The sequence below is a fragment of the Pyxidicoccus sp. M15 genome (assembly GCF_056858435.1).
This window is the reverse complement of record NZ_CM166495.1, coordinates 2584063-2608095: the sequence shown is the minus strand read 5'-3', so window position 1 is coordinate 2608095 and position 24033 is coordinate 2584063. Positions and strand designations below refer to the sequence as shown.

Here is a 24033-nt window from a genome sequence, read left to right as displayed (position 1 = left end):
CCATGACCACGAATTCGTCGAAGCCGAGGACGTACCGCGCCATGGTCGCGACGCGGCCCGGGGTGCTCGAACTGCTCGAGCGCGAGACGCCGGAGCCCGGGACGGGGGAGGTGCTGCTGCGAGTCGAGGCGTGCGGCATCTGCGGCGCTGACGCCAGCACCATCGACGGGAAGCAGTTCCCGCGCGTCCCCGGGCACGAGGTCGTCGGGCGGATTGCGGCCGTGGGCCCAGGAACGCCCGCACTCTGGAAGGTGGGCCAGCTCGTCGGTGTGGGCCGGCTCGGAGGCCACTGCACCACCTGCGAGCAGTGCCGCCGCGGACAGTTCCAGCTCTGCGGAGACCAGCCCTTCGTCGGCACTTCACACGACGGCGGCTATGCCGAGATGATGCTCGTGCGAAACACCGGCCTCGTGGCCATCCCGGACGCGCTCGATTCCGCGGAGGCGGCGCCCCTGCTGTGCGCGGGGATTGCGACCTTCAACGCCCTCAAGAAGTCGGGGGCGCAGGCCGGGGACGTCGTCGCCATCCAGGGCATCGGCGGCCTTGGGCATCTCGCCCTCCAGTATGCGCGCAAGATGGGCTTCAAGGTAGTGGCCATTGGCCGCGGTGAGGACATCGCGCAGGACGTCCTGGGCCTGGGGGCGCACGTCTACGTCAACGCAGCCCAGGAGGATGCCGTCACCCGGTTGCAGGAACTGGGAGGCGCCCAGGTCATCATGACGACTCTTTCGGACAGCGCCGCTGCGTCCGCGCTCCTGCCTGCCCTGGCCCCGCAGGGCACCTTCCTCGTCGTGGGCGCCGGAAAGGCTCCGCTGAGCGTCTCGCCTGGCGCACTTGTGGTCGGCGAGCGCGTGGTGCGGGGGACCCTCACCGGAACTCCCTTCGAGAACGAGAAGACGCTCGACTTCAGCGTCCTCGCTGACGTACGTCCGCGCATCGAGACAATGCCGCTCGAGCGCGCGGGCGAGGCCTTCGCTCGGATGAAGTCCGGCGAGGTGAAGTTCCGGAGCGTGCTGACGATGACGGGGATGCGCTGATGGGTGGCCTGGCGAGATACGCACCGTTCCTTCGCACCCTGCGCGAGGCGCCACGGCTGCTCGCCGAAGGCTCCGTCGTGGAGCGCCTGCGCCGCCACCCCGCGGGATTGCTGGACCCGCATGTGGCCAATGCGGGCCTCCTCCTCACTGCACAGGGACGCGAGGCGCTCGCCGGCATCTACCGCGACTACCGCGACATCGGCCTGCGCCATGGCCTCCCCACCCTGCTCCTCACGCCCACCTGGCGCGCGAACGCGGAGCGGCTCGCACGCGCGGGCCTCGCCGGCCGGGACATCTTCGGCGAGGCGGTGGGGCTGCTCTCGGGCCTGCGCGACGAGGTGGGCGACCGGGGGGAGCGTGTCTTCATCGGCGGCCTCGTGGGGCCGCGCGGGGACGCCTACAAGCCCGCGGATGCGCTCCCGCGCGGGGAGGCGGCGACCTTCCACGCGCCGCACGTGGAGGCGCTCGCGCGCGCTGGCGTGGACTTCCTCATGGCCCAGGCGCTGCCGGCCCTCTCGGAAGCCGAGGGTCTCGCCCTGGCGATGGCACGCACCGGGGCGCCGTTCCTGCTGAGCTTCGTCCTCCGTCCCACCGGAACGCTGCTTGACGGTACCCCGCTGGGCGAGGCCGTGGCGCACATCGACGCACTGCCCGACGCGCGCCCAACCGCGTACATGGTGAATTGCGTCCACCCCTCTGTCTTCCGCGAGGGCCTGTCGCGACAACTGGCAGCCTCGCCCTCCCTCGGCGCGCGGGTGGTGGGCCTGCAGGCCAACACCTCCCGCCTCTCGCCCGAGGAGCTCGACGGGCGAGCGGAGCTGGACAGCGAGTCCCCTTGCGCCTTCGCGCGGGAGATGGCCCGCGTCTACGCGGAACTCGGCACACGCGTGCTCGGTGGATGTTGTGGCACCGACGAGCGGCACATCTCGGCGCTCGCCGACACCTTCAATTGCTAGTGCGCGGAGACGGGCAGACGCGACGATTGAACGACGCCGGCCCTGCCGCGCGCGGATGGCGCGCGCGTGTGGGACGTCGTGCGCCCCGAGGTGCCCGCCACCTCGTTCGAGCGCTCCGAGGACTTCGCGTTCGACAAGCCGGCGGAGGTGGCTTGCCGGTGCGCAGCCACCCCATGTCCGCTACCGGCTCAGCGTCACCTGCTCGTCGAGCCGGGCCATCTTGTGCGGGTTGCGCATGGCATAGATCCGGGTGATACGGCCGCTCTCGACGACGACGCTGACCGCAGTGTCGAAGTCGCCGGCGGCGTCGATCCGGAGCGCAGGCGCGCCGTTGATCCACACGGTCGCAATCCGAGCGCCAGGCGCGAGCGTGGGGAAGCGGGACAGGAACCCGGCCACGCGAGCGCCGCCGACAACCGGCCGCCGGGCCGCCGTCGCCAGGCCGCCGCCATCCGCGACCAGCACCACGTCGGGGGCGAGCACGTCGAGCAGGCCCTGCAGGTCGCCGGACTTGACCGCGGCCAGGAACCGCTCCAGGACGGCCTGCTGCTCCGCCCGGTCGACCTGCATCCGGGGCCGGCGTGCGGCCACGTGCTCCCGCGCCCGGTGGGCGATCTGCCGGACGGCGGCTGGCGTCTTGTCCAGCGCCGGGGCGATCTCCTCGTACGGCATGTCGAAGACCTCCCGGAGCACGAACACCGCCCGCTCGGCCGGGGTGAGGGTCTCCAGCACGGTGAGCATCGCAATCGAGACGCTCTCCGCGAGCTCGACGTCCTTGGCGACGTCGGGGCTGGTGAGCAGCGGCTCTGGAAGCCACTCGCCGACGTACTCCTCCTTGCGGCGGGCGAGCGTGCGCAGCCGGTTGAGGGCCTGCCGGGTGACGATGCGGACCAGGTAGACGCGCGGGTCGCGCACCTCGGCTCGACCTGCGTCACCGAGGTCCGCCCACCGCAGCCAGGTCTCCTGCACGACGTCCTCGGCGTCGGCCGCGGAGCCGAGCATCTCGTACGCGACCGTGAAGAGCAGGCTGCGGTGGGAGACGAAGGGGTCCTCCGCGCCTGGCGGCTCGTGCGGAGCGCGGGCCGCGTCGGGCGAGGAAGCCCCGTCGCCGGGAGGCGCACCTCCCGGCGACGTCGGGCGCATCGAGGCCGTCATGACGCGGACGCTCCCGCCAGCCGGGTGCTCGGCTGGGCCATCGGCTTCAGCCCGCACGAGGCGGCGAAGCCCTCCGACTCGATGCCCAGGGCGGTGTTGGAGCGGGTCGTCAGGTTGGCGAACCCAATCACGGTGGTGAGCTCGATGAGCGCCGCGGGACCGAGCTGCTTCCTCAGGCTCGCGACCATCTCATCGGTCACCGTAGGGGGCGTCTGGCTCATCGCCTCGGCATACTCCAGCACCTCCCGCTCTAGCGAGGTGAAGACGTTCGACTCCCGCCACCGGGGAATCTCCCGCGCCTTGTCCACGTCCAACCCATGGTTGTGGGCCATGAAGTAGTTGAAGTCCAGGCACCACGAGCAGCCCACCAGCGACGCCACCGCCATGTGCGCGTACGACTTCAGGCTCTCGTCGCACTGGTCCCACTTCTGGAGCTTCTGCCCGAAGCCCATGCTGGCCTTGAGCACCGGCAGGTGGTGCCACATCACGCCGAGCGACTCGGGGACCTGACCGAACATCCTGCCGGCGAACTTCTTCACCATCGCGCCGTAGAGTCCGGTGATCTCCTTCGGGGGAATCCTGGTCGAGGTCATGTCTTCTCCTGGTGTCCGTATCGGGTTTCGCCGACATGGAGACACCGGGCGCCCGCGGGATGTGACATCCGGCTGGATATCCTCGTCACCCGTGGCTGACGCTGAGCGCCTCTCCTCCGACCTCGGCCCCACCGGTAGGGAGGACACGCACCACCGGCTGAGCACGACCGAGGGGGTCTCCACCTTCGAGGCGAACGGGCGCACGTTCCTCCAGGTGGACCCGGCCCTGCCGCCCGTGCTGCTCCCACCGGCCCGGCTGCAATCGCCTGAGCGCTGCCGGGCGCGGCCCGGGCTTCGAGCTCACCTCAGGCTCAGCGCAGCGTCGGGTAGTCCGTGTAGCCCTTCTCCTCGCCGGTGAAGAAGGTGGAGGTGTCCACCGGGTTGAGGCTTGCGGGAAGCCCTGGCCGCTACGGCACCTTCGAGGAGCTGGGGACGAGGCCCTCGCAACTCACGCTCCAGCGGTCAGCGAGGTGCAGCACGTCCTCGCTCAAGGCGCGCTCAATGCCTGCACGACCAGCACATCCAGCTCGATGACATCGCCTGGGGCGCCCTCGGTGCCAGTCACATCCACCCCCACCCGTTCCGTTCCGGCCGGGGCCGTCAGCTCGCGAGCGGTCTGAACCCACTCAGCGGAAAGCACCGGGCTGGAGAGCACCTCCGACTGCAGCTCCCGGCCGCTCGCATCACGCCAGCTGACCCGCATCTGGGCGACCAGTGAGGCTTCCGGCGTCCCGCGCGCCCAGAACGAAGCGCGGTGCCTCCCCGGGGATGCGGCAAACCCCGGCCAGTTGTCGAGGTTGACGCCCCAACCGTACGGCTCGGTCACCTCCACGCGCATGCCCGCTTCGCCGTCTCTCGCAGCGGTGGGCGCTCTCGAAACGGTCACCGAGAACCACGCGGTCCACTGTCCGAGCCCGGTCTCGAGGGAAGCAGTCTCGGCGTCGAGCAGATTGGAGGTGGGGGAATGGTCGATGATGGCAGGCTCGCAGGCGGTGAGCGCCGCGACCAGCGACAGCATGCTCCAGCGCCCCAGGCTCATCGCTCTGTCTCGCGTTCGCCGGCCTGACAGGACAGTGTTCCACGGGCACGCTGGACCGCCTCCGCATAGCGCCCACGCCGGAACTGTCGTTCGTGCCGGGCCCAATGCGCGCAGGCGCGCTGCGCGTCTTTGAGCTGGTACGTGAGCAACGAGCCCAGCTCGAAGCTGAGGCGCTCCCGCGTCGCCGCTGGCTGCTTGCGCATCGCCGCCTCGAGGTGCCGCACCGCTTGCTCGAACTCGTGCCGACCGCGAAGGACCTCCAGCTCTCGCAAGACTTCCTCCACGCTCGGGGCACGGGCCGCCGCGGCGGGGGGGCGGGAGGAAGCGGCCTCCGGGCTGGACGGCGCCAGTGGCTGGGGCGGCGCTGGCTCGGGAGACGCTGGCTCGGCCACCGGCCACTCCAACGTCTGCCCCACCCGCAGCTGGACCACCTCACCCATGAGCCCGCGGAAGACAATGGCGCCTTCGTGCAGGGTGACCGCGCCACCTCCTTCCCGCTCCTCCACCGTGAAGCGCGTGCCCATGACCTCGATGGCCCCGCCTGACACGAGCACGACAGCGGGTGCTGCACCCGGCTTTCGGCGCTTCACCGAGAACTCCGCGCGGCCGCGGACCAGTCGCACCCCCGACGGTTCACGACGAACGGCGAGCGGCCCCAGGTTTCGGAGGGTGAGGCCTCGGGCCGCGTCCACCAGGGCGGCCTCACCCAGCTGGATCTCCACACCCGCGGCGTCTTCCCGCACCTTCAGGTCGGGAGTGGCCTGCGCGAGCTCGAGCCCCCCCAGCGAGCGTGCGGACGGAGCGCTCCAGAAGAACACCGCGAGGGCCAGCGCCGCTGCCGGCGCGGCGAGCATCCACCACGCAGGACGTCTGTGCCATGCCGGCTTCGACTCGCGTGCGTCCCGCAGCCGCGACCACAGCCGGGCCCGTGCGGCCGGGGACATCCCCTGCTCGCGGCGGAGCTGGTCTTCACGCCGGAGCTCGGCACGGAAGTCACGGGGCTCCATCGTCCACCTTCCATCCCCAGGCCGACAGACGGCCCTCGGCTCGGCTGATCAACTTCGACACGTAGCCCTCTGACAGCGAGAGGAGCTGGGCAATTTCGCGCTGGCTCAGGTCATCCAGCAGCTTCAAGGCCATCACCACCCGCTCCTGCCCCGGCAAGCGGTCCAGCGCCGCCGTGGCGCTGCGCACCGCCTCTCTCCGCTCGAGGGCCGCCTCGGGCGTGGGCTCCGTCTCCGGGTGCTGCGGCGAAAACAGGAGGGCGGCGAGGCGCCGTCGAAACGTGTTCTCGCGCCGCAAGGTGGAGAGCGCCACGTTCTGCGTGACGCGAAACAGCCAGCCCCTCACGTCCTCCTCGCGCAGCCAGGCCCGGTGCTCCCAGGCTTTGAGGAAGACCTCGTGGGTGACGTCTTCGGCCCAGCCCGAGCGGCCGGCCGCATACCGCCTGGCCCAGAAGAAGACAGCCTCGGAGTGCTCCTCATAGAGCGTATCGAACGACACAGGTCGGGCAGGCAGGGCGGGCGGGGCCTTGGAGTGGGGAACGCGCGACATCCTTCACCTGGGACCTACGACTGAAGCCGGAGAAACTTTCCTCGGAAGTTACGGCCACCAGGAGAGGTTGGCTCCGGTTTCGAGCCTCAGTCCTCCCCGCGACCACAGCGTTCCGCCCTCGCTCACATGGCTCACGGGCCTCAGCAGGCCCAGGGCCACGCGCAACTCCGCCGCGAGGCGCTCGGTGAATCTCCACCGGAGCTTCATCCGGGCCCAGCCCGCGGGAGACAGCTGCGTCCCCCCCTGGGCCGACGCCCAGGGGTCCGCGAGCTGGAAGGTGTGGAGGACGAGGCCCGCGCCCGCGCCGGGCTCGAGCTGAAGGCGCTCCGCCAAGGAGAGTCGATGACTGACGAAGGTGCCACCTTGCACCTCGAACACGGTCAGCGCTGCGCCGCGAGTCCCCCCGAGCCCCGCCTCCGCCTCGAGGCCGAACGCCCCCAGGCCGCGCCTGATGGAGAGCAGGAGGTGTGGGTCGACCGCGGGTCCACGCCAGAGCGAACCCAGACCCAGGCTCAGGTCCAGCTCGGAGCTCCGTGGGGCGGAAGCCACCGCCACGGGAGGCTGGAGCGCAGACTCGGGACGCTGGGGCACGGGCTCGGGACGCTGTGGCACGGACGGGGGCGGCTCCGGCTCGGGCGTCAGCGCCCGCGTCATCTCGGAGAGCTTCTGGGCGATCTCCAGATGAAGCTCCGCGAGCGAACCCCGTCCCGCTCGAACGCGCTGCTCGGCCCGTTGCCGCGGCCCGACGGCCTCCAGCCGCAGTCCTTCTGGAGCGCGGCTTGCGCGCAGTCGAAGCTGCGCCGGGCTCTCCGGAGAGACGACCGCGAAGCCCTCCTGTATCAACCGGATCGCCACCTTTCGCTCCAGCTCCACGCCCCCCCACCGCCGATAGTCCTGGTCGGACAGGGGGCGGAGGTCGAAGGAAACGGACACCGCCGGGGCCTGGGCCAGGAAGACGAGGGAGAGCGCGCTGAGCAGAGCGGTCATGCGGTGACGGCGAGAGTACCGTCGACCGTGGACCACAGCCAGCGCCGGCCGCCCGTGCACTCCCCGCGGCATGCCCTCACGGGGAGGAAAGTTTTTTCGGCCGCGCGCGTAGCTGGGGGCATGACGTTTCCACGCTACGTGAGCCTCCTCCTTCTTTGCGCTGGCGCGGTCGCCTGCACTGGCAGCGCCGAGCTAATCAGTCCCGGCGGAGACGACCCCGCCGACGACGGAGACGATTCCGCTCCGCCGGCTTCGTCCGTGCCCATGCCCCCTGCACCGGCGCAGTTCTCCTGCGACGCGAACGCCGTCCCCGCGGACCTGCCATTGCCCAGGCTGTCCCGGACGCAGCTGGCGAACTCGCTTCGCTTCGCCATTGCCCGTGCGCTGCCGAACGAGGCGGACGCCATCTGGGCGAAGCTGACGCCCACCCTCGCCCGGTACCCCACGGACCAGCGCACACCCGCGCCCGGTGACTTGAAGGGCGGCTACAGCCGGATGGACCAATCCATCCAGCAGTCCCAGGTCGACGTCATGTACGACCTGGGGAAAGCAGTGGCCCAGGAGCTCACCAGCAGCGACGCGCGCCGCAACGTCCTCCTGGGCAGCTGCGCGAGCGACAGCCAGACTGGCAACGACCGGGCCTGCCTGGAGACCTTCATCCGCGGATGGGGCTCCCGCGTCCTGCGCTATCCACTGCCGGCGGCGGAGGTCACCGCCTTCGCTGACATCGCCGGGGCCACTCCGGTGGACAGGGCGGCGGTGGCCGACGTCATCACCACGCTCCTGAACTCGCCCTGGTTCCTCTACCGGGTCGAGCATGGAACGAACGCCAGCCAGTCGGTGAGCCCGCTCTCCGCGTTCGAGCTGGCCTCGAGGCTGTCCTATCAATTCTGGCAAGCGCCTCCAGACGACGCGCTCTGGGCCGCGGCGGACAATGGCTCGCTCCTGACTGCGAGCGGCTTCACTGCCGAGCTCAACCGGATGATGCAAAGCCCCCAGCTGCGAAGCTCGCTGCACGAGTTCGTCAGCGAGTGGCTGCGGCTCGAGGAGCTGCCGTCGCTGGTGGCGCTCCGGAACGACCCGGTCTACCAGGCCTTCGTCGGGGCGGAGATGCCCACGGACGCCGCACGCACCGCGATGTTCGAAGACGTCCAGCTCTCTGCCTGGCAGACCGTCGTGGCGGGTGGCTCGGTGAGCGACTTCCTCCACGACCGGAGGTCCTACACGGCGGACCCATTCCTGGCCTCCGTCTACGGTGTGCCCGTCTGGAGTGGCTCCGGTCCGGCGCCGGTCATCCCTTCCCAGAACCGCAGCGGGCTGCTGACACGCGCTGCGTTGCTGGCCACGGGAACCGCGTCGACGCGTCCCATCCACAAGGGGTACCTGGTGCGAAACGCACTGCTCTGCCAGCAGGTCGGAGCCCCACCGCCCAACGCCAGCGACAGGCCCCCCAAGCCGACCGACACCATGACGACGCGACAGGTGGTGACCCAGCTCACCTCTGGAGGCAGCTGTGGTGGATGTCATAACCACACCATCAATCCGCCGGGCTTCGTGCTGGAAGGGTTCGATGCGCTCGGGCGAGAGCGCGGCGTGGAGCAGCTGTTCGACCCGCAGGGCCACGTGACCGCCGCACCCTCGGTGGACACCGTGGCGGAGATGCGGGTCTACGACGCCGAGTGGCGAGTCGTCTCCAACGCCGCCGAGCTCACGAAGATGCTCGATGACAGCCAGCTCTTCGAGTCCTGCGTCGCGCGGCACTACTTCCGCTTCTCGCACGCCCGCGTGGAGTCCACCGAGCGGGATGGCTGCCTGCTCTCGGAGATGGAGACGGTCGCGCGCAGCGGCGCGCCCATGGCCGACATGCTGAAGGCAGTCGCCACACACCCCACGTTCAAGCAGAGGAGCTTCCAGTGAGCAGGACACCTGTCTTCCAAGTGGACCGCCGCATGTTTCTGCGCGGCGCGGGCGGAGCCGTGCTGGCCTTGCCGCTGCTCCCATCGCTCTTGAGCCCCGGCGAAGCGAAAGCCCAGACGGCTCAGCGCCCGAAGTGCTTCGTGCATTTCCGCACACCCCATGGCGCCATCTTTGGCGCGAACATGTGGCCGGCGGACCCGGCGCTGACGCAGTCCCTGTTCTACGCGGACCACGACGTCCGGCGGGGAGAGTTGGCCGCGACGGTCAACGCGAGCGGTGATGCGGTCATCAGCCGGGTGCTGACCGCGAGGTCGGCGGTGCTCACGCCCACCCTCGTCTCGAAGATGAACATCCTGCGGGGCCTCGACTTCCCCCTGTACATGGGTCACAACTTCGGCGCCGCGCTGGGCTACTACGACTTCGACAAGCAGCGGCCCGGCTCGCCTCGGGCGACCATCGACCAGGTGATGGCCTACTCTCCGGCCTTCTACCCGAGCGTCGCCTCCGTCCGGAAGCGAAGCGTCGCCATCGCCGCCTCGGGCACCGCGAGCGGCAGCTGGGGGTACAGCACCCCCGGGGTTCGTTCCTCCGGAATCGCTTCGAGCTCTATCAGCGGCACCGAGAGCTCGCTCGCCCTGTTCGACACCTTGCTGGCCGGCACCAGCAGCTCCGGCTCAACCCGGGCACCGGTGGTGGACAGGATTCTCGAAAGCTACCGGCGACTGCGCAACGGCAGCGGTCGGCTCTCGTCCGAGGACAAGACGCGACTGGACCAGCACATCGACGCAGTCGCCGAGCTGCAACGCCGGCTGGGGACGACCAACGCCGGCTGCCAGGTGCCGTCGCGGCCCACCACCGACAACCTGTCACTCAAGAACTCGGGTTCCTTCGCGGGAGACCCCGCGAAGAACGTCGAATACTTCCGGCTCGTCAACGAGGTGCTCGCGGTGGCGATGAACTGCGGCGCCTGTCGCATTGCCACCATCCACATCGACGAGAACAACCAGAACCTGACTTTCACCCCCCGCGCGCCACAGGGTGAAGACTGGCACAACAACGTCGTTCATCCGGCGACCGTGGCCGGGGCGAACCAGGACCTGGTCGTCCAGTTCAACCAGGTCTTCTTCTCGCAAGTGTTCCTCGACCTCGTCTCCCGCTTCGAGCGGTTCTCGAACGGCGCGGGCGGAACGCTGCTGGATGACTCGCTGATTGCGTGGGGACAGGAGAACGGCAACACGCCACACTTCTCGTTCTCCGTCCCGGTGGTGACCGCCGGAAGCGCGGGGGGCGCCCTCAAGACGGGCAGCTTCTGCGACTACCGGAACATCACGCGCAAGGTGAGCGGCGACTCGAGCACGGGCAGCGAGGGCAACTCCCTGTGGGCAGGCCTCCTCTACAACCAGTGGCTCGGCACGGCGCTCCAGGCGATGGGCATCCCGAAGACGGAGTGGAGCGAATCCGACCACCCCGGCTACGGCTGGAAGGCGACGTACCAGTCGACCTACGAGTACTTCTTCACGAACAAGGGCTTCACCTCGGCGCAGGCCTATCCGTCGTCGATGTGGCAGAAGACCGGAGAGCTGCTGCCGTTTCTCGCGCCCTGACAGACGCGAGGGGTCCGGAGCAGCGACGCATGGATTGGAAAGGCCCTCTCGCTCATCCACGAGGGCCCCGCCGCTCCCTGGACCGTCGAGAGCCTCGCATCCGCCGTCGCCCTCTCACGCTCCGGCTTCGCCGCCCGCTTCACCGCGCTCGTCGGGAAGCCCCCCTTGGAGTACCTCGCGCGGTGGCGGATGACGAAGGCCGCCCAGCTCCTTCGCGAGAGCGAGACTCCGTTGAGCGAGCTCGCAGCGGTCATCGGCTACCAGAGCGAGGCCTCGTTCAATCGGGCCTTCAAACGCTGGGGAGGGAGCACCCCGGGGGCGTACCGGCGCGAGCACCGCCGGGGAGGAGCCAGGAGCATCCCCGCCACCGAGGCCCTGGCCGCTACGGCACCGTCGGGGAGCTGAGCTCGGTTTTGGCTCTCCGGGCGGAGCTGCGGTCCACACCATCGTCGACGCTGGGGAACTGGAAGCGCGCCTCCCATGGGAGGCGCGCTGGCCGGTACCTGGGCTGAAGCTAGTCGGCCCGCTTGCTGGTCGCTCGCCGGGACTTCGGCTTGCTCTTGCCCTTGAGATTGAGCACCACCGCGGCCTGGATGAGCGCCTTCAAGGCCGCCTCATCGACCTTGTCGCCTTCGTGGATGTCGATGGCGCGCCTGACATTCCCGTCGAGGCTGGAGTTGAACAGACCTGAAGGGTCCTTCAACGCAGCGCCCTTGAGAAAGGTCAGCTTGACGTGGTTCTTGTACGTCTCTCCCGTGCAGACGATGCCGTCGTGAGACCAGACGGGAGTCCCCATCCACTTCCACTCTTCGACGATGTCAGGGTCTGCCTTGTGGATGATTGCGCGCACTTTCGCGAGCGTCTTTCCGCGCCAGTCCCCAAGCTCCTTGATCTTCTCGTCAATCAACACAGACGCAGATTCCACCGCGGCGGGCTTCTTCATGGACAGCTCCAACTCTCGCAACTGATTTCAGCTCCGAACGGCTGCGAAGGTGCAGTGCGCGGTCAGGCGCTCGCCGGCGTGGCCTGCAGGCGCCGCCAGAGGACGTACGAGAGCCCCCAGAGCACGCCGGTGCCCGCCGCCCAGCTCCACACCTCCGGACCCGCCTTCACCGCGAAGTGGGCGATGAGCGCCGAGCCGATGTTGATGGCGAAGCCAGCGTAGGCCCACTCCTTCAGCCGCGCCGGCACCGGCGCGAGCAGCAGCACCACGCCGAGGAACTTGGCCCACGAGAGCTCCACCCGGAAGTAGTCGGGGAAGCCAAGGTGCGTGAACACCTCCGCCACCTGCGGCAGGCTCAGCTGCGCGTAGGCGGTGAAGCCCATCTGCAGGCAGAAGAGCGCGGTGATGAGCCAATAGCCGATGGCCATGGCCTTGGGGGGAGTGCTGACTGCGACGAGGGCCGGCTTCTGCAGGGTCGATTCCATGGGTTCTTCCTTCAACGCTTCGGGGCGGTGGACTACCAACCAGGGGGCTCAACACCGAACTGCTTTGCGTACTCGGCGGTCAATCGCTGCCAGCCGTCGAACTTCACCGCGTCGCCACCGACGATGCGCCCAATCGACTCGCCCGCGAGGAACCGCTCGAGAACGTCGAAGCAGATGTGCCAGCCCGCGGCGCCCCACGAGATGAAGCCGCGCTCGATGTTGTGCCAGAGCGTGAGCCGGGTGCCGCTTCCCTGCGGCTCCAGCTCCCAGCGCATGTCCTGCTCCCCCCAGCTGAGCTCGAGCACCCTGGGCGCGTCGGCCCGCTTCACCCGGCTCTCGGCGACAACAGGCTTCGGCGCCCCCACTGTCGAGAGCTTCGCGGTGCCCACGGTGCCGAGGTTCCGGTCGGCATCGAACGGAGCCCACTCGCGCAGATGCTCGGGCTCCGTGATCGCCTTCCAGACCTTCTCAGGAGGGTGGCGGAGGTCGCGCACGAGCACGAGCGTCCACTTCTCTCCCTCTTTTCGAACCTCGGCGCCAGCAGCGGCACCTGGCGCGTATTGCTCACGGCTGCTCATGTTTCTTCCTTCCTTTCACAGGGGGCGCCTCATCCATCTTGTCGAGGTGTTGCTCCAGCGCATCGATGTGCTTCGACCAGAAGCGCCGGAAGGGAACGAGCCAGGCGTCGAGCTCCATGAGCGGCTCCGGTCTCAGTCGATAGAGCCGCCGCTGCGCTTCGATTCGTGACTCCACGAACCCGGCCTCTCGCAGCACTCGCAGGTGCTTGGAGACGGACGGCTGCGACAGTTGAAGCTCTTGCTCGAGCTCTCCCACGGAGCGCTCGGACGAGAGCAGCAGGCTCAAGATGGCCCGTCGGTTGGGCTCGGCGATGATGGCGAAAGATGATTCCACGCGAGATATATACCCATCCGGGCATATACCCGTCAAGACATATTTCCGAACCAGGTGCGCCAGGTTGCGCCGAACACGGCGGCGGGCCTTGAGCAGCATGCGAAGGGTTCGCATGATGCGCGTCTGCCAGAGCTGCAAACACGCGTCATGACCCACGCCTTCTACCGCCCCAAGGCACCTCTCGACGCGTTCGTGGACTACTTCTGGGTCTCCGGCAGCTACGTCGCGCAGGCGCCGCGAGAGCGTGTGCTGCCGTCGGGCACGCACTCCCTCGTCGTCCAGCTCGGTGAGACCCCGGTGCGCGTCTACTCCGGCGAGCACACGACCGAGGCCGCCGACGCGCCCGGCGCGATTCTGTGCGGCGCTCGAAGCAGCCCGCTGCTCATCGGCACCACGATGGGCTCGACCGTCGGCGTCCACTTCAAGCCCGGTGGCGCTCACCCCTTCTTCGGCGTGCCCGCCGACGCGGTCGCTGAGCAGACCGTCGCGCTGGAGGCGCTGTGGGGCCCGTCGGCCTGCTCGCTGCGCGAGCGGCTGATGGAGACGCCCTCACCGCTCGAGCGGGTGCAGCTGCTGGAAGAGTACCTCCTGCGCCGGCTGCGCCGCCCCTTCGAGCCGAGTCCCGCGCTTCGTGCCGCGCTGGACGCATTCGAGGAACCCGACCTCACGTCGGTCGCTGAAGTCAATCGACGGACGGGACTCTCTCCGAAGCGCCTCCTGGCCCTGTTCCGCGAGGAAGTCGGCTTGAGTCCGAAGACGTTCTGGCGTGTCCGACGGTTTCGAGCGGCGCTACGCGACCTCGAGCAGGGCGCCATGCGTGGCGCCGTGTTGGCCGCCGAGCACGGCTACTTCGACCAGGCCCACTTCCTTCGCGAGTTCAGGTCGTTCGCCAGCTCGAGCCCGCGCGAATACCTCGCGGCGCGCATCGCGGGCACCGACCACGTCTCGGTCCGCGGGTAAAAAGATCCAATCCCCGGGACCCGTCCCAAGGGTTTCCTCGGTGGCATGGAACCTGGTGAACGCTTCCCGCAGCGCGCGTCGGCCGGCTCGGCATGGACGGAAGGGCCGAGCCACGGGCACATCACACGACTGAATCGCATCGTCACCTACAGAGGGAGGCGGGAATGAGTGCCGACATCCCCGCCGCGCCGGCCGAGGAGCGCTCGCTCGAGGGCCTCGGGGCGCTCCTCGGGTTCCAGGGGCCGCTCGTCGCCACAGCCGCGCTCGCGTCGACGTTGGCGGCAGCCCTCGCGCTGGTGCCGTTCTTCGTCGTCGCGCGCATGGCCACCTCTCTCTACGCGACGCCGCCGGACCTCGGAGCGGTTCGCTCGCTCGCGCTCGTCGCCGCGGGCGCGCTCGTGTTGCGCTACGTCCTCGTCGCCGCCGCCAACATGCTGGCGCACGTCGCCGCGTACCGCATCCTTCATGAGCTGCGCCTGCGGCTCGCGAAGAAGCTCGGCGCCGTCCCGCTCTCGTTCTTCAGCCGTCGCGGCGCCGGGGAGCTGAAGAAGACGCTGCTGGACGACGTGAATCAAATCGAGGCGTTCGTCGCGCATCACTTCCCGGATGCGGTCACCGCGCTCGTCGTCCCGCTCGCGACGGCCGTTGCCCTCCTGTGGGTCGACTGGCGCATGGCCCTCGCCAGCCTGGTGATGGCGCCGCTCGCCTTCGCGGCAATGGCTGTCGCCATGCGCGACGTCGGCAAGGCGCATGAGAAGTGGAATGAAATCCAGAGCCGCATGAACGGCTCGCTGCTCGAATACCTGCGAGGCATCCACGTCATCAAGACGTTCGGCCTGTCCGCGCAGCGCTTCGGCGACCTCTCGCGCTCCATCGAAGAGGGGCTCGCCTGGATGGAGGGGTTCATGCGCACCAACGGCCGCGGCTACGGCGCGTTCGGCGCGCTCATCGGCTCCAGCCTTGTCGTCCTCGTGCCCATGGGCGGATGGCTCTACACGCGTGGCACGCTTCCGCTCGAGTCGCTCGTGCTCTTCCTCGTGCTCGGGCCACAGCTCCTCATGTCGATGATGCGGTTGATGTTCGCATGGGGCAACGTCGACCGCATCCAGGCGGGCAACGCGCGCATCCAGGCCATCCTCGCCGCGCCGGACCTCGAGACTCCCGCGAGCGCCGCACGGCCCGCGCATGAGGGCGTCGCGTTCCGTGGCGTCGGCTTCCGCTACGAGGACGGCGGACCCGAGGTCCTCCACGATGTCTCCTTCGAAGCGCCAGCGGGCAAGGTCACCGCGCTGGTCGGCCCCTCGGGCGCGGGCAAGACGACGCTCGTGCGCCTCGTGCCCCGGTTATGGGAGGCGACGAACGGCGCGGTCGAGCTCGGCGGCGTCGACGTGCGCGCGCTGCCGCTCGACGAGCTGCTCTCGCACGTCTCGATGGTGTTCCAGGACGTGTTCCTCTTTCACGGCACCATTCGCGAGAACCTGCGACTCGCCCGGTCCGATGCCACCGATGCGCAGCTCGACGCCGCGTGTCGCGCCGCGCGTGCATACGACTTCATCCAGGCGCTCCCCAGGAAGTACGACACGCTGCTCGGTGAGCGCGGCGCACGCCTCTCAGGGGGAGAGAAACAGCGTCTGTCCATCGCGCGCGCGCTCCTCAAGGATGCGCCGGTGCTGCTGCTCGACGAGGCGACGGCATTCGCCGACCCCGAGAACGAAGCGCGCATCCAGGAAGCCCTCTCCACGCTGTGCGCGGGGCGGACGGTGCTCGTCGTCGCGCACCGGCTGTCGACGATTTCCACCGCCGACCACATCGTCGTCCTCGACGGAGGCCGCGTGAACGACCAGGGTACGCACGAAGAGCTGCTCGCGCGCTGCGCGTTGTACCAACGTCTCTGGCGCAGCCACACCGAAGCACTCGACTGGTCGCTGGGAGAACCGGGCACACCCGCTGTCGCGCAGGGGGTGGCGTGATGCTCGGGGAAATCTTCATGCTCGGCGAGCGGCTCGCTGGCCGGAAGGACGCACGTCTCCGGCGCGGTCTGCTCCTCGCCTTTGCCGAAGCGCTCATGATTGCCGCGCCCTACGCCCTGGTCCTCTTCTTCGTTCGCGAAGCGCTCGAGCACCGGCTGTCGATGCGCCTGACGTGGTGGATTACCGGTGGCATCGTGCTCTCGGTGCTGCTGCGCCTTGCGTTCTCGGGTGGGGCGATGTCCAACATCTTCATCGCCGCGCACACGCTCATGGGGCAGGCGCGCATCCGCACCGCCGACCACCTGCGACGCTTGCCGATGGGGTTCTTCACGCAGCGCAGGAGCGGCGAGCTGGCGGGCGTGCTCACCACCGACGTCGCGCTCGTCGAGGACGTGTGGTCGCACACCATCGGCATCTTCACGTCGAGCTTCGCCCTGCCGATGCTGGTCGGCCTCGGCCTCTGCTTTCTCGATTTGCGCCTGGGGCTCGTCGTCCTCGCTGCCCTACCGGTGGCGCTCCTCGTGATGGCCGCGACCACGCCCATCTTCGTGCGTGAGATTGAAGCCGTGCTCGAAGCCTCGGCGGACGTGAGCGCGCGTGTCGTCGAATACGTGCAGGGCATCGCCGTGCTTCGCGCGTTCGGCCGGCACGGTGAGGTCTACCAGCGCTTCGTGAAGGCCATGGAGCGCCTGCGTGACGCCCTCATCCGCGCCGATGTCCTCCCCTCCCCGCTGCTCGCCGTGTTCGGCTTCGTCGTCGAGGTGAGCTTCGTCGCGGTGGCGTACGCAGGAAGCGCACTGGCGCTGCGCGGGTGGATTGAACCCGGGGTGCTGCTCGTCTTCCTTGTCGTGACGGTGGGCGTCGTGCGCCAGGTCGCGGACCTCGGTGTGGCGCTGCTCCTGCTTCGAGCATCTCAGCGCGCGCTCGGCCGCGTCGACCGGCTGCTCGCGGAGAAGCCGCTGGCGGAGCCGTCCGCGAGAGCGGCACCGCCCCGGACGTTCGACGTGCAGGTCGACTCCGTGTCCTTCGCGTACGAAGATGAGGCCGTGCTCGACAGTGTCTCGGTGACGTTTCCCGAGCGCTCGCTCACCGCGCTCGTCGGCGCCTCGGGCTCGGGCAAGTCGACGCTGGTCCACCTCGTGGCGCGCCTGTGGGACCTCCCGCGCCCGGGTGCCATCCGCATCGGCGGCGTCGACATCCGCGACCTGCCGTTCGAGGAGCTGCACCAGCACATCGCGATGGTGTTCCAGGACGTCGTCCTCTTCTCCGGGAGCATCCTCGAGAACCTCCGTGTCGGGCGGCCCGACGCCTCACGCGAGGAGGTCGAGCGTGCAGCGAAGGCCGCGCGCGCCCACGACTTCATCACCGCCTTGCCGAACGGCTATGACACCGTCCTCGGCGAAGGAGGCGGAACCCTCTCGGGTGGCGAGCGCCAGCGCCTGTCCATCGCGCGTGCCATCCTCAAGGACGCGCCCATCGTGCTCCTCGACGAGGCGACCGCCTCGGTCGATGCGTCGGCGGAGGCCGAAATCCAGCGCGCCATCGACGAGCTGGTCAAGAAGAAGACGGTCGTCGTGATTGCCCATCGCCTGCGCACCGTGCGGCGGGCGCACCGCATCGTCGTGCTCGACAAGGGGCGCGTCGCGGAGTCAGGCACGCACGAGGAATTGCTCGCGAAGCGCGGCGTCTACGCAGCGCTCTGGCAGGAGCAGGAGCGCGCCAGGGGCTGGCGGCTCGCGCCGAGCGCGACCTCCCGCGCAACCGAGGAGCGCGCATGATGGGAGACGCGCCTCCAAACCCCACCGGCATCCCGGAGCCCCAGAGGTGGACGCTGCACGACTGCGCCGGAGGAGCCCGGCGCCCCTGAGCCCGCACCGCCTTCGCCCATCACCTGGACGGTGCTCGAGCGCTGACCCTCCAGCAGGCAGCGGTGAAGCGGACTTCCTCTCCGTGTACGTAGGGCTCGAAGGCGGCGCGGACCGCGCCGATGACCTGCGCGCGAGTCCGGTCGTCCGCCTCATGAAGGAACAGGCCGACGGGACCGAGCCGGGTCAGATAGCGGACCAACTCCTTCTCGGGCAGGGAGCAGGCGACATCGAGCGGCTGGAGGTCGATTCGCGTCCAGCCGCTCTCCTCCAGGATGGAGGAGACCCGGCCACGGTCGGCGAAGGCGAACTGTCCTGGCGCGTCCGGCCGGCGGGCGGGCAGGTCCGGCAGGAATGGTGCCGCGGCGCGCTCGGCTGTCGTCATGAACGGATTTTCCGCGGGACTCCGCCAGGAGATGAACTGGAGCTCGGCGTCGTGCCTCGCGGCATGCCGCAGGTTCTCGAAAGCCCGGACAGGGTCGTCGAAGAACATGACGCCGAAGCGCGAGATGAGCATGTCGAAGCTCGCGGGCTCGAACGCGTGGACCTGTGCGTTGGCGCGGATGAAGCTTGCCGGCGTGCCCTCCCGTTCGGCGCGGGCCCGGGCGGCGGCCAGCATCGGCTCCGAGATGTCGATACCGGTGCAGCGGCCCCTCGCTCCGAGCCGCCGCGCGACGGCGAGCGTCGTGCTGCCCGTGCCGCAGCCGATGTCGAGCACCCTCCCCCCGGCTTCGGCGGAAACCGCTTCGACGAGCAGGTCCTCGAACGGCTTGAACATGTGGTCGAGCACGTCCTGCGCATCGACCCAGGCGCGTCCGGCGAGGCCGTTCCAAAGCTTCGTCTGCGCGTCATCGCCCTGGTGGGTGACAGCCATGTGCGTCTCCTTCTGCTGACTTGCCTTCAAGAAGTGGAGACCGCACTGTGCCAGTTCAAGTCGACTTGAGGTCAAGCGGATGGGAGACCTGGACATCACCGAGGTGGCGCGGCGGACCGGCGTTCCGGCCTCGACGCTGCGGTTCTATGAGGAGAAGGGGCTGATCTCCTCCATCGGCAGGCGGGGGCTGCGCCGCCTGTTCGACCCGGGCGTGCTGGAACGGCTGGCCCTGATTGCGATGGGGCGCTCCGCTGGATTCTCGCTCGAGGAGATAGCGCGCATGTTCGGGCCAGACGGGCGGCCGAGCCTCGACCGGCGGATGCTCGCGGCCAAGGCGGAGGAGCTGGACAGGACGCTCCTCCAGCTGGGCGCCATTCGCGACAGCCTGCGGCACGTCGCCGCGTGTCCCGCGCCGAGCCACCTGGAATGCCCCACCTTCCGCCGACTCCTGCGGGCCGCCGCGTCTGGCGCTATCGGAGAGCGAAGGAGGAGGCCTCCGCGCAAATGAGGCCATCATTGGCGTCCTGGCCCGTATCCTTTTCCACCCGTCGCGTGTCTTCTGGCCATGAGCACTCCACCCGCTGACCCGCTGGGTGACGCCGTCAAGGCGTCCTGGCGCCGCTTCCTCGATACGTACGAGCCGCTCCGGCCAGACCTCTACCGGTATTGCCGGCACCTGACGCGCAGCCCCTGGGATGCCGAGGACATGACACAGGACACGCTGGCCCGGGCGTTCGTGAGTCTCGGCCTCATGGCCACACCGCCGCGCAATCCGCGGGCGTGGCTCTTTCGTGTCGCCTCCAACCTCTGGCTCAACCAGAGGCGGCAGGCGCGCGAGCTTCCGGCCGTCATCGACCCCGAGCTCCCTGCCCCGGCGACGCATGCAGACCTCCGGTCGACGCGTGAGGGCGCGGGGACGCTGCTCGCCCAGCTTTCGCCCCAGGAGCGAGCCGCGGTCGTGCTCAAGGATGCCTTCGGCCTGTCGTTGGAGGAGGTTGCAGAGGCGCTTTCCACCACGACCGGAGCCATCAAGGCCGCCCTGCACAGGGGGCGCGCCAGGCTGGCGGCACCGGAACCGGAACGCGAGGCCCCCGTGGCGCCAGCCGTGCTCGATGCCTTCTGCGACGCCTTCAACGCGCGGGACCTCGAGCGTCTCACCGCGCTCCTCCTCGATACCGCGACGCTGGAGTATCCGGGGTTCAAGGTCGAGTACGGAGCCGAGGACATCCGGGCGTCATCGCTCCAGGGGACGCTCTTCGGCTGCCCCGAGGGTGGATTCGAACTCGTGGCCCCGCCGCGGTGTGAGCTCCGTGCCCACCGGGGCGAGTCGCTCTTCCTCTGGTGGTCGGGGGAGGAAGTGCATGCCGTCGTGCGCGTCGAAGTGGACGGCGACCGGATTGCGCGGCTGCGCAACTACTACCACGCGCCGGAGGTCGTCTCGGAAGTCTGCCGCGAGCTCGGCGTCCCGTTCCGCACCCATGGCTATCGCCCGGGTTCTGCCTGAAAGGAGCCACGATGAAGCTCGAAAGCGTCCAGTCCGCAGACGGAACGTCCATCGCATACGAGAAGACGGGCAAGGGGCCCGCGCTCATCCTGGTCGGAGGCGCGTTCTGCGACCGCACGGCCCCGACGTCGGGCACGCCGCTGGCGGCGCTGCTGGCGCATCGCTTCACCGTGCTGAGCTACGACCGGCGCGGGCGCGGTGACAGCGGGGACATGGCCCCCCATGCAATCGACCGGGAGGTGCAGGACCTCTCGGCGCTCATCACCGCGGCCGGCGGGTCCGCATTCGTGTTCGGCAACTCGTCCGGCGGCCTCCTCGCCCTCGACGCCGCCGTCAAGGGACTCGCCATCCCCAAGCTCGCCCTCTACGAGCCCCCGGTCATCCTCGATGCGAGCCGGGCGAAGGCCTTCGAGGCCCTCGCGACGCAGCTCGACGCGGCTGCCGCGGAGGGACGTCGCGCGGAGGCCGTCGAACGCTATTTCACCCAGGTGATGCAGGTGCCCGAGCCAGCCGTCGCACGGATGCGAACATCACCGATGTGGGCCGGCCTCGAGCGGCTTGCCCACACGCTCGGCTACGACCTGCGCATCACCGCCCGGGGTGCGCAGCGGCTCGCGCAGGTGCCGGCCGTGCGCTCGGCGACGCTCGTCATGGAGGGAGGCGCGAGCCCGCCCTGGATGCGCGAGGCAATCCAGACCCTGGCACAGGCCATTCCCGAGGCGCGGCACCGCACGCTGGAGGGACAGACCCACGCGGTCGACCCCAGCGCCCTGGCCCGGGCACTGGAGGACTTCCTTGACGGATGAGCGGCGCGAGAGGGCGCCGTCCCACGTCGACGCCCCCCACCGTGGCGCACCAGGCCGCGTGCGGCATTCAGCTCGCGCACGCGGCCTGGCCTGGTGAGCGGTCAACCCTGGCCGAGCACTCCCAGCGCGGGATTGCCGTTCCCGTCCTGCACGGCGAGATTGATGATGGCCTTCCACGTCTCGGGGGTGAGCTCGCTCAGGGGCTTGGTGGGGTCGGCGAACTGCTGAACGGCGGTGCCGAACTGGTTCATCGCCCGCTTCATGTCCTCGGCGCTCCCGGCCTTCTGCATCTTCTCCAGGAAGTCCGCCGCCGCGGGGCCCTGGAGGCCGCGGTGCTTCATCAGCGCGGCCATGCCCTCCAGCCCCGGCCCCTCTTCGTTGAGCAGCCACGGGCTCGCGGTGAGCACGGACTGGAGCCGGTCCGCCGGGATGCCCATGTCCTCGACGAGGAGCTTCACGTGTTGCTCCTCCGCGTTGGACATGGCGTTGATGAGCTCCTTGGAGACGCCAGCAGCCTCCAGGTACTTGCGCTGGTCCTCCTTGACCTCGCCCCGCTTGAGGAACCAGTCGATGAGCTCGCCCGCGGCGGAGACGACGGTGCCGACACCGCTGATGAGCGCGCCCACGGGCGCCGTCGCGGGGAAGACCTCGAGGAGCGAGCCCGCGCCGCTGATGATGTCGCCCGCCATGGCCATCCGCAGGCCGACGTTGCCGTTCTCGTCGTTGGCCTTCCGGTGCAGGTCATAGGAGAGGATGCTGACGCCGACGCCCACGGCCGGCGCCAGCCGGCCCGCGAACCTGGCGACCTTCTCGGCGCCGAGCGTGTCGACGTTCATCTTCAGCCACTTGCCGGACTCGGATGCCGACGCCGCGGACTCGGCGACGAGGTTGCTGAACTCGCTCGACGCCCCTCCCAGCTCCTTCAGCATCTTCTCCTGGTAGTCGTCCCCCTTCTGCTGGCTCTCGTTGTACGCGGCCAGTGAGCCGAAGCCGATGAGGGCGCGCGCGATGCCCCGGCTGACGGGGTCCTTGGCGCCGTCAGCCAGGTTCTTCACGAAGTTGAAGTCGCCATTCTTGAGGGCGTCGAGAGCGCCCCTGGTGTCCTTGAGGCCCTTGAAGAGCTCGGTGGAAATCTTGAGCGGCTCCAGTTGCTTCAAGAGCTCGTCGAGTCCCGCCTGGGGACTGTCCGACTCCATCATCAGCTTGAGGGCCAGCTGGTTGACCGCGTCGGCCACGCCCTTCTTCGCCTCGGGCTCGGCGAGAATCTTCGAGCCGGGGTCAATCCTGGCGAGCTCGGTGGCGAGCGACAGCGCCTGCTTCGCGTGGTCCGGGGAGCTGCCGAGCAGCGATATCGAATGGGCGATGGACTTGGCGTCCTCGGGCGAGCTCTGGCCCGCGGCGTGGAGCGCCTGGGTGTCCGTGCCCACCAGCTCCGCCAGCCTGGTGAGCTCCGCCCGGTGCTCTTCGTAGACCTTCTTGTTCTTCGGGTCGTCCTGGAAGGCCTTCACGTACGCCTTGCGCTGGTCCTCGGTGAGCGCGGGGCCGAAGGCGGCGAGCTGCTCCGCCAGCTCCTGCTCCTTCGCCTTGACGGCGTTCAGCGTCTTGTCGGCCCTGCCCGCCTGGGCCTTCAGCGGCTCGACGGTGCCATTCACGTCGGAGACGCGCACGCCCAGCTGCGGAGAGATGGCCTGCCAGATTTCCCGCATGTCTCCGCGAGACAGCTGGTTGATGTCGGACTCCGTGAGGGTGCCCCCCTCGATGGCGGCGTTCATCGCGCCGATGAGCTTCGCCCGGGCCTCGTCCGTGCCGCCGAGGCTCTGGGTCTCGGGGTTGACCGTGTACAGGCTCTTCAGCACCTGGTTCAGCACGGCGCCACCGGTCGTGCTCTCCTTCATCCGGCTGATGAGCTGGGCCTGGTAGTCCTTGTCGTCCGGATGCGCGTTGAGCATCTGCGTGACGGTGAGGTGGTAGTTGCTGGGGGCGCCCTTGCGCAGCGCCTCGTAGTCCTTGTCCGCGGCGGCCATCGACTCCGCGTTGGGACTCTTCTTCGTGTCGCCGGTGCCTCCGGGGTCCGCCACCATCAGCTGCTGCAGCTCCGGGGAGACCTTCGCGTCGCTCAGCGCCTTCTGGCGCTCCGGGGAGCCGGGCTCGGTGGAGAAAATCTTCGCGGCCCTGGAGCCGGAGAGCGTGCCCACCGACTGATACTGCGGGTTCGCCTTCAGGTACTCCTGGGTGCTGGCGTAGCTCTTGTTCGTGGTGGGGTCGAGGATGCGCTCCCCCTGGCGGACCACCACGTGGCCACTCTGGCCCTCGGCGCCCGGGCGCGTGTCCTTCAGGAAGACCAGCTCCGACCGCGCGCGCAGCTCCGGCGTCGTATTGGCCAGCCAGTCCGCCGCCTGGTCCAGGCAGTTGGCCTGGGCGTCGCCGGTATCCTCCGTCAGCAGGGACGACGACGGGGCGGCCTGTCCCGCCCCCAGCGCGGGGCCCTGGGGCCGCGCGGAGCCGGGCTCGAACCGGGACACGTCACGTGCATTCGAGGCCGCCTGGCGAAGGGCGGCCTCCGCCGCGGCCCTCTTCGCGGCCTCTTCCGCGGCACGGCGCGCCGCGGCCTCGGCGGCGCGGCGGGCCGCCTCCTCCGCGGCACGGCGCGCGGCCTCTTGCGCCGCAAGGGCTCCGGAGCTGGAGGGGGCATTCGGGGACTGGACTCCCATGGGGGACCTCGGGGTAGAGCGGGGGCGGTTGGGGTGACTCGGGCTTCTCTCAAATGGAAGAGGTGGGAGCCCTTTTCCCGCCCCAGGAAAATCGGCGCCGCGTCGCCGGAAACGAAAGAGGCCGGGCGCCCACCGGCACCCGGCCTCCCCATCACGTCATC

General features: G+C 69.4%; 23 protein-coding genes. 11 read left to right on the top strand and 12 right to left on the bottom strand.

Annotation, left to right across the window (positions count from 1 at the left end; translation table 11 throughout):
- The first annotated feature begins 2 nt into the window (after positions 1-2).
- Both ACX9TP_RS10495 and ACX9TP_RS10490 read left to right on the top strand, forming a co-directional pair.
- Positions 3-1037 carry an alcohol dehydrogenase catalytic domain-containing protein gene (locus ACX9TP_RS10495; RefSeq protein ID WP_482979587.1) on the top strand — a complete coding sequence of 345 codons (1035 nt, stop codon included), beginning with the start codon at positions 3-5 and terminating at the stop codon, positions 1035-1037.
- Complete coding sequence (locus tag ACX9TP_RS10490; protein WP_482979586.1) at positions 1037-1993, top strand: homocysteine S-methyltransferase family protein; 957 nt, start codon at positions 1037-1039, stop codon at positions 1991-1993. Before ACX9TP_RS10495 ends, ACX9TP_RS10490 begins: the two co-directional genes overlap by 1 nt.
- 180 nt (positions 1994-2173) lie before the next feature.
- On the opposite strand, the gene ACX9TP_RS10485 is transcribed toward ACX9TP_RS10490, so the two are convergent.
- From ACX9TP_RS10485 to ACX9TP_RS10460, 6 genes are all read right to left on the bottom strand, one after another.
- Complete coding sequence (locus ACX9TP_RS10485) at positions 2174-3148, bottom strand: RNA polymerase sigma-70 factor (protein WP_482979585.1); 975 nt, start codon at positions 3146-3148, stop codon at positions 2174-2176.
- Entirely contained in the window at positions 3145-3741 is a 597-nt protein-coding gene (locus ACX9TP_RS10480) for a carboxymuconolactone decarboxylase family protein (RefSeq protein ID WP_482979584.1), read from the bottom strand. The genes ACX9TP_RS10485 and ACX9TP_RS10480 overlap by 4 nt, the downstream gene beginning before the upstream one ends.
- Positions 3742-4228: 487 nt before the next feature.
- Entirely contained in the window at positions 4229-4759 is a 531-nt protein-coding gene (locus ACX9TP_RS10475) for a hypothetical protein (RefSeq protein ID WP_482979583.1), read from the bottom strand.
- Positions 4760-4776: 17 nt separating this feature from the next.
- On the bottom strand, positions 4777-5787 hold the full coding sequence (locus ACX9TP_RS10470) for a FecR domain-containing protein (protein WP_482979582.1): 1011 nt from the start codon (positions 5785-5787) through the stop codon (positions 4777-4779).
- The gene (locus ACX9TP_RS10465; RefSeq protein WP_482979581.1) at positions 5774-6334 is read right to left on the bottom strand and encodes an RNA polymerase sigma factor; all 561 of its coding nucleotides are present in this window, start codon (positions 6332-6334) and stop codon (positions 5774-5776) included. The genes ACX9TP_RS10470 and ACX9TP_RS10465 overlap by 14 nt, the downstream gene beginning before the upstream one ends.
- Before the next feature lie 48 nt (positions 6335-6382).
- A complete protein-coding gene (locus tag ACX9TP_RS10460; RefSeq protein WP_482979580.1) occupies positions 6383-7321 on the bottom strand; it encodes a hypothetical protein in 939 nt (312 codons plus the stop codon).
- Between the two features lie 120 nt (positions 7322-7441).
- Here ACX9TP_RS10460 and ACX9TP_RS10455 point away from each other — a divergent pair, with 120 nt between their 5' ends.
- The 3 genes from ACX9TP_RS10455 (at position 7442) to ACX9TP_RS10445 (ending at position 11247) form a co-directional block, all read left to right on the top strand.
- Complete coding sequence (locus ACX9TP_RS10455; protein ID WP_482979579.1) at positions 7442-9238, top strand: DUF1592 domain-containing protein; 1797 nt, start codon at positions 7442-7444, stop codon at positions 9236-9238.
- 140 nt (positions 9239-9378) lie between these two features.
- Positions 9379-10842, top strand: coding sequence for a DUF1552 domain-containing protein (locus ACX9TP_RS10450; RefSeq protein ID WP_482979578.1), 1464 nt, complete (start codon positions 9379-9381; stop codon positions 10840-10842).
- Between the two features lie 33 nt (positions 10843-10875).
- A complete protein-coding gene (locus ACX9TP_RS10445; RefSeq protein ID WP_482982144.1) occupies positions 10876-11247 on the top strand; it encodes a helix-turn-helix transcriptional regulator in 372 nt (123 codons plus the stop codon).
- Positions 11248-11356: 109 nt separating this feature from the next.
- Here ACX9TP_RS10445 and ACX9TP_RS10440 read toward each other — a convergent pair whose 3' ends face one another.
- The 4 genes from ACX9TP_RS10440 to ACX9TP_RS10425 all read right to left on the bottom strand — a co-directional run bounded on the left by ACX9TP_RS10440 (position 11357) and on the right by ACX9TP_RS10425 (position 13182).
- On the bottom strand, positions 11357-11785 hold the full coding sequence (locus ACX9TP_RS10440; RefSeq protein ID WP_482979577.1) for a DUF1801 domain-containing protein: 429 nt from the start codon (positions 11783-11785) through the stop codon (positions 11357-11359).
- A gap of 62 nt (positions 11786-11847) precedes the next feature.
- Positions 11848-12270, bottom strand: a complete 423-nt coding sequence (locus ACX9TP_RS10435) for a DoxX family protein (protein ID WP_482979576.1) — start codon at positions 12268-12270, stop codon at positions 11848-11850.
- Positions 12271-12302: 32 nt separating this feature from the next.
- Positions 12303-12848 (bottom strand): SRPBCC family protein, encoded by a 546-nt coding sequence (locus ACX9TP_RS10430; RefSeq protein ID WP_482979575.1) that lies wholly within the window; start codon positions 12846-12848, stop codon positions 12303-12305.
- Positions 12835-13182: an ArsR/SmtB family transcription factor gene (locus ACX9TP_RS10425; protein ID WP_482979574.1), complete on the bottom strand. Its 348-nt coding sequence runs from the start codon at positions 13180-13182 to the stop codon at positions 12835-12837. Before ACX9TP_RS10425 ends, ACX9TP_RS10430 begins: the two co-directional genes overlap by 14 nt.
- Positions 13183-13236: 54 nt before the next feature.
- Here ACX9TP_RS10425 and ACX9TP_RS10420 point away from each other — a divergent pair, with 54 nt between their 5' ends.
- The 3 genes from ACX9TP_RS10420 (at position 13237) to ACX9TP_RS10410 (ending at position 17890) form a co-directional block, all read left to right on the top strand.
- Entirely contained in the window at positions 13237-14142 is a 906-nt protein-coding gene (locus ACX9TP_RS10420; protein WP_482979573.1) for a DUF6597 domain-containing transcriptional factor, read from the top strand.
- Between the two features lie 92 nt (positions 14143-14234).
- Positions 14235-16112, top strand: a complete 1878-nt coding sequence (locus tag ACX9TP_RS10415) for an ABC transporter ATP-binding protein (RefSeq protein WP_482979572.1) — start codon at positions 14235-14237, stop codon at positions 16110-16112.
- Positions 16112-17890, top strand: a complete 1779-nt coding sequence (locus tag ACX9TP_RS10410; RefSeq protein ID WP_482979571.1) for an ABC transporter ATP-binding protein — start codon at positions 16112-16114, stop codon at positions 17888-17890. Before ACX9TP_RS10415 ends, ACX9TP_RS10410 begins: the two co-directional genes overlap by 1 nt.
- Before the next feature lie 109 nt (positions 17891-17999).
- Here the strand turns inward: ACX9TP_RS10410 and ACX9TP_RS10405 are convergent, their stop codons facing one another.
- Complete coding sequence (locus ACX9TP_RS10405) at positions 18000-18851, bottom strand: class I SAM-dependent methyltransferase (RefSeq protein WP_482979570.1); 852 nt, start codon at positions 18849-18851, stop codon at positions 18000-18002.
- A gap of 79 nt (positions 18852-18930) precedes the next feature.
- Between ACX9TP_RS10405 and ACX9TP_RS10400 the strand changes: the two genes are divergently transcribed.
- Genes ACX9TP_RS10400 through ACX9TP_RS10390 form a run of 3 tightly spaced genes read left to right on the top strand, consistent with a single transcriptional unit; the run spans position 18931 to position 21161 of the window.
- Positions 18931-19359: a helix-turn-helix domain-containing protein gene (locus tag ACX9TP_RS10400; protein WP_482979569.1), complete on the top strand. Its 429-nt coding sequence runs from the start codon at positions 18931-18933 to the stop codon at positions 19357-19359.
- Positions 19360-19416: 57 nt separating this feature from the next.
- Positions 19417-20355 (top strand): sigma-70 family RNA polymerase sigma factor, encoded by a 939-nt coding sequence (locus ACX9TP_RS10395; protein WP_482979568.1) that lies wholly within the window; start codon positions 19417-19419, stop codon positions 20353-20355.
- Positions 20356-20366: 11 nt separating this feature from the next.
- Positions 20367-21161: an alpha/beta fold hydrolase gene (locus tag ACX9TP_RS10390; protein ID WP_482979567.1), complete on the top strand. Its 795-nt coding sequence runs from the start codon at positions 20367-20369 to the stop codon at positions 21159-21161.
- 101 nt (positions 21162-21262) lie between these two features.
- Here ACX9TP_RS10390 and ACX9TP_RS10385 read toward each other — a convergent pair whose 3' ends face one another.
- A complete protein-coding gene (locus tag ACX9TP_RS10385; protein ID WP_482979566.1) occupies positions 21263-23872 on the bottom strand; it encodes a hypothetical protein in 2610 nt (869 codons plus the stop codon).
- Between the last annotated feature and the right edge of the window lie 161 nt (positions 23873-24033).

Coding starts and splice junctions, on each gene's coding strand:
- ACX9TP_RS10485 (WP_482979585.1), bottom strand. CDS start 3,148: ATGACGGCCTCGATGCGCCCGACGTCGCCGGGAGGTGCGCCTCCCGGC.
- ACX9TP_RS10455 (WP_482979579.1), top strand. CDS start 7,442: ATGACGTTTCCACGCTACGTGAGCCTCCTCCTTCTTTGCGCTGGCGCG.
- ACX9TP_RS10415 (WP_482979572.1), top strand. CDS start 14,235: ATGGACGGAAGGGCCGAGCCACGGGCACATCACACGACTGAATCGCAT.
- ACX9TP_RS10475 (WP_482979583.1), bottom strand. CDS start 4,759: ATGCTGTCGCTGGTCGCGGCGCTCACCGCCTGCGAGCCTGCCATCATC.
- ACX9TP_RS10435 (WP_482979576.1), bottom strand. CDS start 12,270: ATGGAATCGACCCTGCAGAAGCCGGCCCTCGTCGCAGTCAGCACTCCC.
- ACX9TP_RS10410 (WP_482979571.1), top strand. CDS start 16,112: ATGCTCGGGGAAATCTTCATGCTCGGCGAGCGGCTCGCTGGCCGGAAG.
- ACX9TP_RS10400 (WP_482979569.1), top strand. CDS start 18,931: ATGGGAGACCTGGACATCACCGAGGTGGCGCGGCGGACCGGCGTTCCG.
- ACX9TP_RS10490 (WP_482979586.1), top strand. CDS start 1,037: ATGGGTGGCCTGGCGAGATACGCACCGTTCCTTCGCACCCTGCGCGAG.
- ACX9TP_RS10395 (WP_482979568.1), top strand. CDS start 19,417: ATGAGCACTCCACCCGCTGACCCGCTGGGTGACGCCGTCAAGGCGTCC.
- ACX9TP_RS10405 (WP_482979570.1), bottom strand. CDS start 18,851: ATGGCTGTCACCCACCAGGGCGATGACGCGCAGACGAAGCTTTGGAAC.
- ACX9TP_RS10470 (WP_482979582.1), bottom strand. CDS start 5,787: ATGGAGCCCCGTGACTTCCGTGCCGAGCTCCGGCGTGAAGACCAGCTC.
- ACX9TP_RS10385 (WP_482979566.1), bottom strand. CDS start 23,872: ATGGGAGTCCAGTCCCCGAATGCCCCCTCCAGCTCCGGAGCCCTTGCG.
- ACX9TP_RS10440 (WP_482979577.1), bottom strand. CDS start 11,785: ATGAAGAAGCCCGCCGCGGTGGAATCTGCGTCTGTGTTGATTGACGAG.
- ACX9TP_RS10430 (WP_482979575.1), bottom strand. CDS start 12,848: ATGAGCAGCCGTGAGCAATACGCGCCAGGTGCCGCTGCTGGCGCCGAG.
- ACX9TP_RS10480 (WP_482979584.1), bottom strand. CDS start 3,741: ATGACCTCGACCAGGATTCCCCCGAAGGAGATCACCGGACTCTACGGC.
- ACX9TP_RS10495 (WP_482979587.1), top strand. CDS start 3: ATGACCACGAATTCGTCGAAGCCGAGGACGTACCGCGCCATGGTCGCG.
- ACX9TP_RS10460 (WP_482979580.1), bottom strand. CDS start 7,321: ATGACCGCTCTGCTCAGCGCGCTCTCCCTCGTCTTCCTGGCCCAGGCC.
- ACX9TP_RS10465 (WP_482979581.1), bottom strand. CDS start 6,334: ATGTCGCGCGTTCCCCACTCCAAGGCCCCGCCCGCCCTGCCTGCCCGA.
- ACX9TP_RS10390 (WP_482979567.1), top strand. CDS start 20,367: ATGAAGCTCGAAAGCGTCCAGTCCGCAGACGGAACGTCCATCGCATAC.